At 37.5% G+C, this 14818-nt stretch carries 11 protein-coding genes and 5 tRNA genes; 1 reads left to right on the top strand and 15 read right to left on the bottom strand.

All coding sequences use genetic code 11. The features are described from left to right. Window positions 1-7 precede the first annotated feature (7 nt). Window positions 8-553, bottom strand: coding sequence for a cysteine hydrolase (locus NAG76_15445; protein ID URN96855.1), 546 nt, complete (start codon window positions 551-553; stop codon window positions 8-10). 178 nt (window positions 554-731) lie between these two features. Next, entirely contained in the window at window positions 732-1649 is a 918-nt protein-coding gene (locus NAG76_15440; protein ID URN93218.1) for an S-layer homology domain-containing protein, read from the bottom strand. 211 nt (window positions 1650-1860) lie between these two features. Between NAG76_15440 and NAG76_15435 the strand changes: the two genes are divergently transcribed. After that, a tRNA-Val gene (locus NAG76_15435) sits at window positions 1861-1935 on the top strand. A 408-nt stretch (window positions 1936-2343) separates the two neighbouring features. Here the strand turns inward: NAG76_15435 and NAG76_15430 are convergent. The 13 genes from NAG76_15430 to pyrF all read right to left on the bottom strand — a co-directional run bounded on the left by NAG76_15430 (window position 2344) and on the right by pyrF (window position 14749). Continuing rightward, window positions 2344-2559: a hypothetical protein gene (locus tag NAG76_15430; GenBank protein ID URN93217.1), complete on the bottom strand. Its 216-nt coding sequence runs from the start codon at window positions 2557-2559 to the stop codon at window positions 2344-2346. A gap of 650 nt (window positions 2560-3209) precedes the next feature. After that, window positions 3210-5993 carry an S-layer homology domain-containing protein gene (locus tag NAG76_15425; protein ID URN93216.1) on the bottom strand — a complete coding sequence of 928 codons (2784 nt, stop codon included), beginning with the start codon at window positions 5991-5993 and terminating at the stop codon, window positions 3210-3212. Window positions 5994-6422: 429 nt separating this feature from the next. Continuing rightward, a tRNA-Leu gene (locus tag NAG76_15420) sits at window positions 6423-6511 on the bottom strand. Between the two features lie 52 nt (window positions 6512-6563). Continuing rightward, a tRNA-Leu gene (locus tag NAG76_15415) sits at window positions 6564-6652 on the bottom strand. Window positions 6653-6668: 16 nt separating this feature from the next. Further along, window positions 6669-6745 (bottom strand) — tRNA-Ile (locus tag NAG76_15410). Between the two features lie 36 nt (window positions 6746-6781). Continuing rightward, window positions 6782-6857: transfer RNA gene (locus NAG76_15405), tRNA-Met, on the bottom strand. A 157-nt stretch (window positions 6858-7014) separates the two neighbouring features. Continuing rightward, window positions 7015-7197, bottom strand: coding sequence for a hypothetical protein (locus NAG76_15400; protein ID URN93215.1), 183 nt, complete (start codon window positions 7195-7197; stop codon window positions 7015-7017). A gap of 357 nt (window positions 7198-7554) precedes the next feature. After that, complete coding sequence (locus NAG76_15395; protein URN93214.1) at window positions 7555-8448, bottom strand: ABC transporter ATP-binding protein; 894 nt, start codon at window positions 8446-8448, stop codon at window positions 7555-7557. Window positions 8449-8451: 3 nt separating this feature from the next. Beyond that, window positions 8452-11373, bottom strand: coding sequence for an FtsX-like permease family protein (locus NAG76_15390; protein URN93213.1), 2922 nt, complete (start codon window positions 11371-11373; stop codon window positions 8452-8454). Window positions 11374-11376: 3 nt separating this feature from the next. Beyond that, the gene (locus NAG76_15385; GenBank protein ID URN93212.1) at window positions 11377-12444 is read right to left on the bottom strand and encodes a biotin/lipoyl-binding protein; all 1068 of its coding nucleotides are present in this window, start codon (window positions 12442-12444) and stop codon (window positions 11377-11379) included. Then, window positions 12407-13126, bottom strand: coding sequence for an ABC transporter ATP-binding protein (locus NAG76_15380; protein URN93211.1), 720 nt, complete (start codon window positions 13124-13126; stop codon window positions 12407-12409). Before NAG76_15380 ends, NAG76_15385 begins: the two co-directional genes overlap by 38 nt. Window positions 13127-13377: 251 nt before the next feature. Beyond that, window positions 13378-14025, bottom strand: coding sequence for an orotate phosphoribosyltransferase (pyrE, locus tag NAG76_15375; protein URN93210.1), 648 nt, complete (start codon window positions 14023-14025; stop codon window positions 13378-13380). Beyond that, window positions 14018-14749, bottom strand: coding sequence for an orotidine-5'-phosphate decarboxylase (gene pyrF / locus NAG76_15370; GenBank protein URN93209.1), 732 nt, complete (start codon window positions 14747-14749; stop codon window positions 14018-14020). Before pyrF ends, pyrE begins: the two co-directional genes overlap by 8 nt. Window positions 14750-14818 lie beyond the last annotated feature (69 nt).

Genomic DNA, 14818 nt, shown 5'->3' with positions numbered 1-14818 from the left:
ACTTTACCTACTCTCCGTTACTAACAATTTGAGCACCTAAAGACCCTCGGAAGTGACTAAGTGCCCAGTCATGCCCCGCAGCATTGAAGCTTGCTACTGCATCTTCATGGATAACTACATTATATCCAAGATTATAAGCATCAACTGCGGTATGAAGCACACAAATATCGGTGCATACACCAACGAGATGAAGCTCATTAATATTACGCGCTATAAGCTTGAGATGAAGATCTGTTCCACAAAATGCACTATAGCGAGTTTTATCCATCCAGTAGATGCGATTGGAATGTTTTTCGTATATATGTTTAAGGGTTCCATATAACTCTCTACCCTCTGTACCTCTAATATTATGTGGAGGGAATAACTTGGTTTCCGGATGGAATGGATCATTCTCTTCATGTAAATCTACCGCCATTACAACCATTTCATCTTGTTGTATAAATTGTTCTGTTAGTTCCGTTATACGTTGCTCAATAGCAATGCCTGGATCACCGCATGGTAATTTACCTGTAACAAAATCAATGGTGTAGTCGATAACGATCAATGCTTTCATCATCATTCACCTCATATTAATTAATAGTATCATTATGAAGTTTTTTTCAAGGAAGTCAATTCGAATAATGGAATGCTTGATCTTTTTTTGTTCATAAACAGAAAAACGCTGTATAAATAGTCAACGAATGACTACTATACAGCGTTCTCATACAAATATATTGTTATAAGTCTTCAGTTTAATATTGTTTTTCTACAAATTCAACTTTATATTGTTTGTCTACATAAACAACTGTTGATACGTTAGTAATCACTTGAGGATACATCATATCCGGATTAGGCTCAACAATATCAATATCTACATATGCGATATTATCAACAAAATTAATATGAGAGACTTTAATTCCGTATCCAGGATGAGGTACATCAGCTGAAATCGTTACTTTATTTACATTGTCAGTTAATGCTTCTGTAGTCAACTTTACATTGGTAGGTAGGATTGAAGGCTGAACTTCTTCATTACCTTTTATCGTATCTGCAAAGATAAGAGCTTTATCTAACCAAATCGCAGCGTCACCACGAGTAATAGATTGAGTAGGATTAAACTTGTGATCTTCAGTAAGCTCAGCGAAGTTTAGAATAAGCAGCTTTTGAATAGCATTGCTATAGTCTGGCTTTACTTCCTTAGCATCAACATAGTCGATATAGATCATTATAAGCGGGTAATTACCTTTGTTATCTACTTGATCAATTAAGATCGATGCAAACTCCTGACGACTGATTGTTGCATTTGGATCTACATCTGCAGCAAATACCACCCCATTGTAATAACCATCTACAAATGCTTCTGAGTACCATTGATCATCAGCAACATTGCTGTACATATCACTAGCTAGAGGTTGTTTCACAAAACGAAAACGGCTTAAGTCCAGTTCAAATGCTCTATCAAGTAAAGAAACAGCTTGAGCGTATGTTAATTCACTATCTGGATTGAAAGTTCCTGAACTAACACCGTTAATAACGCCTCGCTCCTTCAAACTTAAAATATGGCTTTCTGCTTTGTGACCTGACACATCTGTAAATGCATGTAGAACTGGAGTTAATGCTAAGAGAAACACTAATGATAACACTGCTGTAAGTAAACTTTTCTTCTTCATCAAATATCCTCCTAAACTTTTTGGCTGCTTAATTAACTTCTTGTATAAAACAGCTTAATGAAAATAATGTTATTATTATTAACTACTTCCATAAACGTTTTAACGTCTCATAATGTTGCAAAAATCAATAAAAATAGATTACACTGCTATAAGTTGCTAGATTATGGCTTGAAAATAACAGCATCCTATGCTAATATATTTTGTATTGCATAGGACGGTAACTCAGCGGGAGAGTGCTACCTTGACAGGGTAGAAGTCGCGGGTTCGATCCCCGCCCGTCCTACCATCAGTTCATACTCAAATGTGTTGATGTGTTACAGTTTATCACAGCATAAACCTAAACAAGAATTATAATTGGATCATAGCATGTCGAATCATGTTTAGACATTTCCTACCGAAATCCGACCAAACACCTACCAAGCATTCTACCAAATTAGATGTTGGTAGGGTCAAATATACAGAACCACTTAATCAACGAGCAGGGTTACTACCTGCTCGTTTTTTTCTTCTTATTAGTTATCTCCCTAGTATTTCTTTTATATGAATGGGTTCAAGTCCTTACGGATAATCTTCTCTATTCTTATTCTTTCTCATAAAATACACCTCAACTTATCGTTAATTTTATTTCTTGGTTACAGCAATGTTCAGATATAATGCCAAAAAATTAAATGATATTGAATACTTCACTCACTACTCACTCCTCCCAGAATGATTTAGCATACTCAGACAGCTTTTGTGTGATCTCAATGTTTACCGGTTCATAAGCTTCACATACACCTTCAAAGTCAAGAGAAATAAAGGCATCGTCTCCATAAAGTCGAATCATATTCGCTTTATACTCGGCATGTATTTGTTGTTCCGTTCCAAAATCCTCTTGGTTTGGTGGTGTTAAATCTTCGCGAACGATCATGTGAGTATCTTTATCCCACACTGTCATAGGGTTTGTTGTAATAAGGTGACTGTTGCATAAGTACATTATTCCGTAATTAATTAATTAATTAATACATTTGACTAATAATATTAATCTACTTCCCTTAATATATCGGCTTGAATTGTATAGCTAGAATACTCAAAAATTTAGTTGTCTTGAATTCTGTTGTCGATTCCATCACCAACCGTCCTATCATCAGGGTTCAATACCTGCTCGTTTTGTTATCCCTTCTTAATGAATTTCATCGTTACCAACTACAATAAATACACAAAAATAAAAATCATTATATCCGTCTAGATCAAATCAGAATAATTTTCATACATTAATTTATCTTGATAAAAGGAGGTGCCCTCAATGAGTAACAGAAGAAAAAGAACATTAGTTGTTCGCCTTAGACCTGGGCAAAGGGTGCTTGTAATAGCTAAAAGAAGACGTCGTCATCACTCTTAGTAAGACTTAATCTTGCTGAAGGGGCGACTATACAATTAGTCGCCCCTTCAGCAAATTCTAATCATGAGTGTAAGAGTACAGTGTCAATTTATACATATAAAAAAGAAACATGACGCCATAATGACGTCATGTTTCTTTTTACATGCGAGTACATTACTTCTCATGTACACTCAGATCAATTATTTATGGCTTACATTGTAATCAAGCGCACGAAGTGCTAGTGTAACTGCATCCGCACGATTAGCTACTTTATTTGGACCAAATGTATTATTGCTATATCCTACTACTAAACCATGTTTAACCGCTGTTGCAACATATGCTCTTGCGTAAGCAGGAATACTTGAAGCATCTGTGAAAGATAACTCATCTTCTGAAACAAGTTCAAGACCTAACGCTTTAACAATCATTACCGCAGCTTCTGCGCGTGTAATATTACCAGCAGGACGGAATGTATTATCTTTGTAACCTGTTATAATACCTGCCTCTACTGCTTGCTGAATATACTCTTTAGCCCAACCTTGAATATTGTCAGCATCAGCAAATTGCACTTCACCTTTAGCTGCATCAAGTTTCATTGCACGCACTAGAATTGCAGTAAATTCAGCACGATTGACTTCTTGATTCGGTTTGAACGTACCGTCACTATAACCAGTTACAAGTTTAAGAATAATTGCACGTTCGATTGCACCTTTTGCCCAGCTATTATCAATATCTGTAAACTTAGGAGCTGGATTTGTTGTTCCACCATTATTACCGTTTAATCCCCCATCGTTAGAACCTGTATCAGTATCAGTTTCATCTGGTTTTTCAGAACCATCTGTTTCAACTTTGTTTTTATAACCTTCATCTACCCAATTCGTAACTTTAACAGGTGTACCAAATGAAAGACGGATACCATGAGTGGTGTTGTATAATTCTTCACCACTAGGTAGTTTCGCAATGACATGAACACTACCTGATACTGGAGCTTTTAGAGAAGATACGTTAAATGAATATCTAGCCACATTATCTGCAGTATAGTTATTTACTTGTGCTGCACTTCTTCCTTCGACAGATAGACTTTGAATCATAGCAGGGTCACGTAAAACGACATATACTGTTAGCGCGTCTTTTGTAACAAGTAATCTAGCCGTACTATTCAAATAACCGTTCATATACGATAAAGCATCACTTGTATCTTGAAGTGCAGATACACTCACCGTATAATATCCTGTTTCTAATCCAGAACCTTCGTGAATTTCTACACCTGTTGGAGGTGTTGTTGTGCTGTTTGCAGCAATTGCAGCATTAAGTGCTGTAGTTTGTGCAACTAATTCCGCTTTACGAGTTAATAAGTTATCTACCGCTTCTGCATTATTAATTGCTGTAACTAACGCAGCACCTTTATTAGCAACTGCTTTAGCTTCAACTAGCGCTACTTTAAGTGCATCTCTTGAAGCTGTGTCAGCGTCTTGGTTAATAACAATATATTGTTCATGTAGTCCCACATGGGCACCTGATACATACGTTACTTTGCTTATTACAGGCACAACAATACTTGATAATTCGTAATCATATACAACATGCGTAATGTTTCCACTTTCGCCGATGTACTCTGCTACTTGACCCTGTTTACCTTCAATTGTTAATTTCAAATCGAATTTATTAGTCACTTTAATTCGCAAATAATTTTTATCATCAACTTTGTATAATATTGCATCAGCAAAGAAACTAGCAAAGTTTCTATTGAATGATTTTGTCAAATCAGCAGCGTTAATATAATCTACCGATGTAGTATTTACAAGCGAATTCAAAATAGCATCATTATTTGTAGTTAATTCTGTTAATCGAGAAATATGTGCATCAAGCACTGATTTACGCGTAAGTAAATTGTTATCTGCTTTAGCTAAAGTAATCGCTGTTTGAAGTGCAATATCTTTCTCATCTACAGCTTCAGCTTTAGTTATATCCTCTGTCAAATTCGCACGATCTGCATCAGTAGAATCTTGATTGATTACTGCATAACCATCATGTGAACCATTATATGATCCAGCAGTATATGAAACATTCCAGAAAATAGATTTATCTTTAGATGGAATTTCAAAATCGATAACATAGTGAGTAACAACTGTAGGATTGCTAGTATTATTGTATAACTTTTCTACAGTCGTACCAGTCACTCCGTTTAATTTGGTTTGGAAGTTTATGCTGTCATTGTTGACCTGCGTAACACGTAAAAATGTTTTTCCATCCTTTTCGTATACATAAGGATCAGTATAGGGATCGCTGATAGCAGCATAATTAGGAGTATATGTACCATTCGTTTCTTTTTTGTAGAAAGAAAGTACAACTTTTTCTAAAGCCGGTTCTGGCTCAGGTGCTGTAGGATTATTATGCTCATTAATTGCTGCTTGCAAAGCTGTCAAAGCAGCTTGCATATCTGCTAGTTTTGTTAAGTATGTATTAGCAGTCTTTGCACTCGCAATCGTTGCATCAAACGCTACTGAGCGATCAGTAAGTGCCTCAGCTTCTACAATCGCACTAATCAATAGAGCTTTAGTAGAATTAATATCATTGCCTACAATTACTGTCGTGTTATGAGAAGATAACTGATCTCCAGATGAAATTTTGTACTCTGTTACTGCCGTAAATGGCTCATTAAGATTTAAAATTTCATATCTTTTTACTACCGTATTAGCTTTTGTTTCTACTGTAGTTCCTGAATTGCCATTGATGATTACATTTAGATCATAAGACAAAGTCATTTCTATTTCTAATAATTGTTTGCCTTCACTTATAACAATATAAGGATTAGTAAAGAATCCATTAGCTGCTGATAATTTTGTACTATCATCCGCATTTACAAAATGAATAACCGTTGCTGTCTTTGTTTCAGTCGGTTCTGCAGCATACACAGGCATTACTGAAACAAGTAATGCAATAATCAGTACCGCAGATAGCTGTTTGTACCACTTGAATTTCATGTTTAATCTTCTCCTCTGAATATCATCTAGTGAACTCTACTCATCAATCCATTCGACTAACTTCTTAGATAAGAGTCTCGTAAAATAGAATGAGTTATCGAATTCCTGATTAATTAAAATAATGATTATCATTCTCATTCATAACCAAAAAAAAATATTAGCAGAAAGCGATGCTACTAGAACTGAGAATAATTATCATCCTCAGTGATAATATCCCATATCGTTCTCTTTAGTCAATAGTATTTTAAAAATTCTTTGATCTATTTCTCATTTGAACATTGTATTTAAAAATCAATTAGATACTTTAAAATTGCGCAAAAATCCAGATCTATTAATATGAAAACAAAAAAACCTCTTCAAGCTAAGCTTGAAGAGGTTTGGATTATTCAATGAAATTGCTACATAATAGAGTAAATCAGTAAGAATTAATGGTGCCGAGGACCGGAATCGAACCGGTACGGTAGTCACCTACCGCAGGATTTTAAGTCCTGTGCGTCTGCCAGTTCCGCCACCCCGGCGTAGTACTATGTATACAATATTCAATTGAAAAATCAGTAATGCTAGTAAGAATGGTGCCGAGGACCGGAATCGAACCGGTACGGTAGTCACCTACCGCAGGATTTTAAGTCCTGTGCGTCTGCCAGTTCCGCCACCCCGGCAAGGGTATGTAGCTAATGGTGGGCCCTGAGGGACTCGAACCCCCGACAAATCGGTTATGAGCCGACTGCTCTAACCAGCTGAACTAAGGGCCCTTGATAATATAATGATGACTCATTATGTCCAAAGGTTGGTTGCGGGGACAGGACTTGAACCTGTGACCTTCGGGTTATGAGCCCGACGAGCTGCCAACTGCTCCACCCCGCGTCATTGCCATTTCTTACGTTATCGCAACGGCGACATGTATTAATATACAACATCCGACTATATTACGTCAAGCATTTTTTAATATTTTTTATTTTATTTATTTTTAACCATAAAATTTAACAATTTTGTTATGTTTTATATTGGTTTGTTTCATGTACTACGTTAATTTTCGAGTTTTATTTAATAAATACTTTACACCATATCTTCCTTTTAATGATTTGAAAATTTCAATTTCCTGAGGACAATCAAGACCGTACATCCAATAATCATTCTCCATCCTCTGTACAACACAACTCGCTTGAAACTTTGATTCATATAATCTAATCCAATATATCCACATCTATTGTTACCCCCAAGAACTTTTCATATCTCTTTGCTTAAATTCCTAGTAACGAAAAGTATTTCGGAAGTATGAGCCAAAGATAACGATAGATTACCCATTTTTAACAAAATCATTCTACTGCTACATATCATTTTTTCCATTTCATGAAAAATGTTAAATAATCCATCCATTAAATTGCGTTCATAATAATGTGAAGGTCAATATAAAGAAAAATCCCCTTATGTTTAACCATGTGTAAGGTTCCTAATATCAGAAATCTTCATACACCGATTAACATAAAGGGATTTTGCAATAGCTCATTCATTGTCATATTACTAATGTTTCAAAGTAAAGCAAAAGAATCTATAAGTTTAATTAATCTTCTTTCTTCTGAATTTGAGGGGATCTAATCGTAATCTTCTCACCATCAAATTCCATTAGTACTTTATCTTTAATATCCATTGCTTTCAGATATTCTTTCGGTACTTGGAGACGACCAACTTTATCAACGACCACATACGCAACATGCTCATTTTGTGAGGTATGAGCTGATAGCGACACAAAGCCTTCCCCATGTGATCCGATCTCTGGATTATGTTTCACAAATTCCGTACTGGTTAAGCCATCTCTAATCGCTACAACGCGGTCTACTTGACTGGCCAAGGTCATATCATGTGTTACGATAACAATCGTGACACCGATCTCCTTATTAAGCTTACGGAATATATTCATAATCATATCTGAGGTCGCAGTGTCTACCGACCCTGTAGGCTCATCGGCAAGTAGAAGCTCTGGTCGATTAGATAGTGAGATAGCGATTGCTACACGCTGCTGCTCACCACCTGAGAGTTGATGCAATTTATTGTGCATACGATGTTTCAGACCGACCCATTCTAGAAGTTGCATCGCATACGCACGATCCAACTTTCCAGAAAGCATCATTGGCATTTCAACATTTTCTAATGCAGTCAAATAAGGCAATAAATTTCGCGCGTTATTTTGCCAGATAAATCCGACTGTATCACGCTTGTAACTTACTCGTTCTTCTTCCGTCATTTTCAGTAGATCCCAAGGACCAACTTTAACTTGCCCTGCAGACGGACGATCTAAGCCACCTAGTGTATTTAAGAGCGTTGATTTACCACTACCACTATTACCGATAATAGCCATCAATTCACCCTTCTCTACGGTTAGGTTCAAGCCCTGTAGAGCGACAACTTCCAAGTCGTCAGTTTTATATATTTTTACTAAACCTTCACAATAGATCATGAATTATCGCTCCTCTCCCATTTTCACAGCTTGATGTACTTTAAGCTTTTTGATATGGACGAGTAAGAAGCCTGCACCAATTAGCATCATCACAAGTACGACAATCATCAATTGATTCGTATCGCTAGCTTGGAAGATAACACGGAATGGTGGAACCATTTCTGCGGCATTGTCTGCCGATTGTAAAAATGGTAAGAAAATATAACTGACAACTTTTCCTATACCGAATCCTAGACCAATTGCAAGTCCCGCCGTTAATACTTGCTCAATTAAGAGCATGCTAGTTAACTGAGATTTCGAAAGTCCCATCGCACGTAACACACCAAATTGCACAACTCGACCAGACAAATTGAAGAACCAGTACAATAGATAACCTGCTAAAGTAACCGCAATCGTAACGAGGAATCCAAGACTTAAAATTCCAAATACTCCACCTCTTGTAGGTAATTTCGATTGAGTAAGTAGTTCTTTACGTACATCTTTCCAAGTAACTACGTCTAATTTCGAAGCAGTTAAGTGTTCAAGTACTGGAGCAAGAAGAGCATCCGGTTCCATCTTCACCCATACTTCATAAGGAATTAGAGGTAATTGATCATAAATATAATCCAAGTTAGCAATTAAAAACGGTTCACTATCTGGGTATAAATTAGGCCAAAACGGTACGATACCTTGCACAGTAAATTCTAATGTCCCATCTGTGAAACTCACTGAAACGATATCACCTAACTTAAGTTGATATTTTTCAGCTATGTTTTCTGGAATAAGAGCGCCATGCTCTGCCAATCCAAGGAAAGACAAGTAATAGGCAGGGTCGTAATCATACAAATCTTCTCCGAACCAAGCTACATCATAGAAATCTTTATTGTCAATTCCCATAATCGTACCTTTACCAACCGTCTTACCTGATACAATAATATTATTTTTGGACTGAAGTACCCTTGTTGCATTTTCTACGCCAGGACTAGAACGGAATACTTCGAACGGTGGTTCTGTATACAGTAATTTTTGAGGTTGGTTATTGTTCCCACCGCCTCCGCCGTTTCCACCACCGCCATTGCCACCACCGTTACCGCCATTCCCGCCATTTCCGCCGTTATTGCCACCATTACCACCGTTATTTCCGCCATTGTTACCATCATCTGGTTTGGTAGTAGGGAGTTTTTCAGGTACGCCACCCCAATTGGTTTGAATAACAACATCAGCACCATTTTTATAAAGCGTTCGTTCCGTCGAATTCAAATCTATCGTTCGTGCTGCCGAAGCATTGTAAACCCCTAGACCTATCGTTAGAATGAGCAATATCATCAATGGATAATAGCCTTTAGATGAGCGAGATAATTGTGTTAACGTCAAGTAAGAAGAAACAGGCAAATACTTTTTACCTAACCAATTGCATAGTGCTAATATCCAAGGGAAAATTCTTAAACATAGCAACCCAAGTGCAAAAATTGCTATCGCTGGTACAAAGAATAAAAATGGTTGAATTTGCATTTGATCACTTGATACGCCTGAATTAAGCGTAAGTAGTTGACGTTCATTAAATAGATACCAACCATAGACCGTAACAAGTACTAATACAATATCAAGATACCATTTTTGCCAAAAAGGTTTTTTATCAGATCGAGCTAAATCCTGCTTGTAACTAACAATTGAAGCTCTTGCGTACTGTACAGCCGGTATAATTGTCGCTAATAATGCGACGATAACAGCTATTACGCCCGCGATGATAGTTTCAACTGAAAATCCTATCGTAATTGATTTACGATTGACGAAGGATAAGAATCCATCTGCAGATCCGATACTTTTGGACATATACCAACCAATTAACGGACCGATAACAAGAGCAACAATACCAAGCATGATACTCTCGACAACATACATCCCGACAATTTGCCTTGTTCCAGCCCCCCTACTTCGAAGTACCGCAATATCACTACGTTGCTTATCTAGCGATTGTCTCGCATTCATCATAATGAAGTAAATAACCATTGCAAGCATCGGAGCAGCTAAAGTAAATAACATCGTTTGTAATTCATTACTTTGCTTACGGAATTCTTTTAACGTTTCTGCGAATGACTGCTCCACTTTCGTATCTTTAAGTCGTTGGTACAACTCAATATCTAGACGATTTAGTGTAGAAGCCAGTTCATTAATTTGACTACTTTTTATTGAAGAAAGATCAAATGAATAATACCAAGTTGCAGACTGTAAAAAGATATTTTTCTTTTTCAATAATTCTTCTTGAAGTAACTTCTCATCAACAAATAATGTACCGAATTGCGATTCAATTCCTTGCGCCCAATAGGCATCAGTGACATCGAGTGGTGACACAATACCTACAATTTGCACGACGATTTGTTTGCTATTATCTGCACGATAATAGAATAGATCGCCAACATGTACATCATTACGATACATGCCTTCCTCAATCATTACTGCTTCCAGAACACCTTTGTCTGTAAGCTTGTCACTAAACCATTGACCTTGAACTAGCTCATTGTTATCTTTGAAACCGCTCATTGATTGAATATTCATTGAACGTGTACGACTCGCATCGACCTTATCAGGAAAGACCGGAGTCACATTACTTGGTCGAATGCCATATTGTTGTACAAAAGTATCATGAGGAAAACCAATCGTTTTCGGAATCTGTTCTTGTATGTACTTTTCTACAGAAAGTAAACCATCCAAGTTATTTCCAACTGAAGGTACACCTTGATACTTCATCATTAAAGAGCCAGCAGGTTTACTTTCACTATCGACCTTCAATTGTTGTGCAATGACGCGTTTTAAAGCTCCATCAGCATACATTGGAATACTTGTGGCAAATGCGACAGCAACAATAAGTCCTAGTAAAGTACTTAATGTTAGCCAACGAGTATTCCACATTTTACGGAAAATAAAGCGAAAGAAGGGTATCCCCATAACTTATCTCCCTACTACTTTCTGACCAGGCGTTAAGCCTTGTAAAATTTCGACATCAGTAGCAGTCTGCTGTCCGACTTCTACATCTACTTCGCTCTTCTGCCCTTTTTCATCAATCACTTGAACATAAGTACGAGAACCAATGCTTCTTAGTGTAGATGGTGGAATTACTATCGCATTTTCTGTACGACTAGTAATAACTTTAATAGAAGCAGTAAGACCTCTAGCAGCGCCTTCTGGTAATTTATCAATCTGTACAATCATATAATCCTCGATACGGTCAATTGCAGCAGCTGCGCCGCCAGATCCTTCTCCACCTGGTGATTCCGTAGTTTTGTTAGGAAGTTGTTTAATTTTCCCCGTAATGGAACCACCATTACTGATTGATACGGTTGCTTCCATTCCAATAGCAACTTTCTCTTGCTCAGTCTTTGTTAATTTTGCACCAGGAACAAGAAGCGTAGTATTCGCTACAATTGCAATCGGAGCATAAGCTTTAACAAGATCTCCTTTTTTGGCAGTAAGCGAAACGATTGTTCCTGAGAACGGAGCAGTTATTACACCTTTTGCAATCTCTACTTCAGCATCTGCTAGCTTCTGTCTCTTTTCTTCAAAAGCAATACGTTGTGATTCATACTCAGCTTGATCCATCTCATCTCTTGAGCGAAGTAATTCCTTCATCGCTAGTTCATCGCGTTGGAAGGCCAACTTATCCAGGCGAAGAGTTTTTTCAAGTTCACTTACATCAAGCTCTGCAATCACTTGTCCAGCAGTAACAGTATCACCAGACTTTACATATACATCTTTCACATTAAGATCACCTTTAGTGAAATACATCGTTTCTTCTTCTAATGAAATAATTTTCCCAATAAGAGTTACAGTTGATTCTAATGTTTTCGTAGCAACGGTATGCTCTGGCTTTTGCGAGATTTTCGGAGGAATAATATCAGGTAAAACTTCCTCTTCTTTCTCATTAGGTAATAGACTACAACCACTTAATAAGAGTGCTAAAATAATCATTAATATACTTGCTTTACGAGATAAATTTGCCATCCACCATTTCATAAACATGGTCTGCAACCTCCAAAATTGTAGGATCATGTGTCGTCATACATATCGAAATTTGTTCATACTTAATAATACTTTGAAATAACGCCATTACTTGCGCAGACATCGCAGTATCTAGTTCAGCAGTAGGCTCATCTGCTAATAATAGAATCGGGCGATGTGCAATAGATTTAGCTATAGCAACACGTTGTTGTTCACCACCTGATAATTCGTAAGGACGGTGATGCATACGTTTTTCTAATCCAACAAGTGTTAAGCATTCCTCAACGCGTTCTTTCCATTCTTTCTTAGGACGATTCGCCATCCTTAAAGAAAGTTCTACATTCTCATACGCAGATAATAGCGGCATTAGTGCAAACGCCTGAAAAATAAAGCCCATTTCATTACGACGAATTAATGTTCTGGCCTTATCACTTAACGTATCGAACGGCTTTCCATTGAAATAGATACTCCCTCGACTTGGAGTATCTAACCCACCAAGACTGTTCAAAAGAGTCGTTTTCCCAGAGCCAGATCTGCCTTTTAACATAACTAGTTGTTGACGGTTAACTGTCATATTAAGTCCTTTTAACACATGAAGCTCTTTCCCACCTACTTGAAAGATTCGCTCCATTTCTCGCACTTCTAATAGTGGAGTGTGACTAGACTCGGCATCATTTTCTTGAATATGTAACTGTTCATTCATATAATCTCACGACACTCCTCACACTTATTCTACATTAGAGACGTTTTAGAGTTGGAAAAGGTTACAACTTTTTTATTATTTTCTAAAAATATTCTCAGAAAGTTGATTTACTAGTAAGGATTCATAGGTTTATTTATAGTGTGCGATCAACTTCCTCTTTTAGTAACTGAAAAAAAGACATCATCATTTCACTAATGCTGAAACGATAATGTCTAGTAATTTTGTCCGTATAGCTGCACAATAACTAGATTCTAGTTACCATATGCTTGTGGATTAGCTCTCCATGATTGAAGTGCTGCTACATCATCTTGAGCAATTTCGCCAGCCGCTACAGCTTGTTCAATTAATGCTGTATAATTGGAAATCGTTTGCAGTGGAATACCAGCTTCTGCAAAAGCATCAACAGCAGATTGGAACTGGTAAGTAAAGATAGCCAATACTGCAAGAGGCTCCGCTCCAGCTTCACGAACTGCTAATGCAGCCTTCAAAGAACTACCACCAGTAGAAATCAAATCTTCGATTACTACTACTTTTTGACCTGGAAGGATACGACCCTCGATTTGATTTTGTTTACCGTGTCCTTTAGCTTTATCACGAATATAAGCCATAGGCAAATTCATTTTCTGCGCTACCCAAGCAGCATGTGGAATACCCGCAGTAGAAGTACCCGCAATTACTTCAGCATCAGGATACAATTCCTTAATCAAAGTTACAAATCCATCAGCTACTTTTTCACGAATTTCCGGATAAGTCATCGTAAGACGGTTATCGCAATATATAGGTGATTTGATGCCAGAAGTCCATGTAAATGGCTCATTTGGACTTAGAGCTACTGCCTTTATTTCTAGTAATGACGCTGCAATATCTTTTGCAAGTTGTTCCAATGATACATTATTCATATGAGATTAACTCCTCAATAATAGATTCAATTGCTAAACGTGGATTAGTTGCTGCTGTTATAGGACGACCAATGACCATGTAGTCTGTGCCTTGACGAAGCGCTTCACTTGGTGTCATGATGCGAGATTGATCATTCAGTTCTGCTCCTAACGGACGAATACCAGGGGTAATCGTCTGGAAAGCTTGTCCACAAGCATTTTTAATCGCAATGACTTCTGATGGCGATGCAACTACTCCATCTAACCCCGCCAATTGTGTTAACTTAGCATATGAAAGAACTGCATCTTCAACCGTACCAGCAATTCCGATTTCGTCATTCATAACTGCCTGACTAGTACTCGTTAATTGTGTAACTGCAATGACTGAAGGACGCCCTGCACTAGAACTAGCTTGCCCGACTCCCTCAAGCGCAGCCTCCATCATAGCCCGACCACCTGCAGCATGAACATTAAACATATCAACGCCTAACGCAGTAATACTCGCAGCTCCACCTTTTACAGTATTAGGGATATCATGCATTTTCAAGTCTAGAAACACACGAAAACCACGTTTTTTAAGCCCTTCTACAAAAGTGGGGCCTGCAGCGTAGTATAGCTGCATGCCCACTTTCATGTAGCAAGGAATTCCGTTCAATTGCTGAATTAACTGCTCCGCAGCAGTTGCACTCGGGTAGTCAAGTGCAACCATAATTTTCGAAGCCGCTTCTGCTTTTGTAAGTGACATACCTTGCCTCCTAAAACTTTTCGTGCAACGAAAAGTTGCATCGAAAGCATAATCTAAACTTTTTGTTAC

This window comes from Candidatus Pristimantibacillus lignocellulolyticus (genome assembly GCA_023639215.1).
GTDB classification, from domain to species: Bacteria; Bacillota; Bacilli; order Paenibacillales; family Paenibacillaceae; genus Pristimantibacillus; species Pristimantibacillus lignocellulolyticus.
This window is presented reverse-complemented; position numbering and strand designations above follow the sequence as displayed.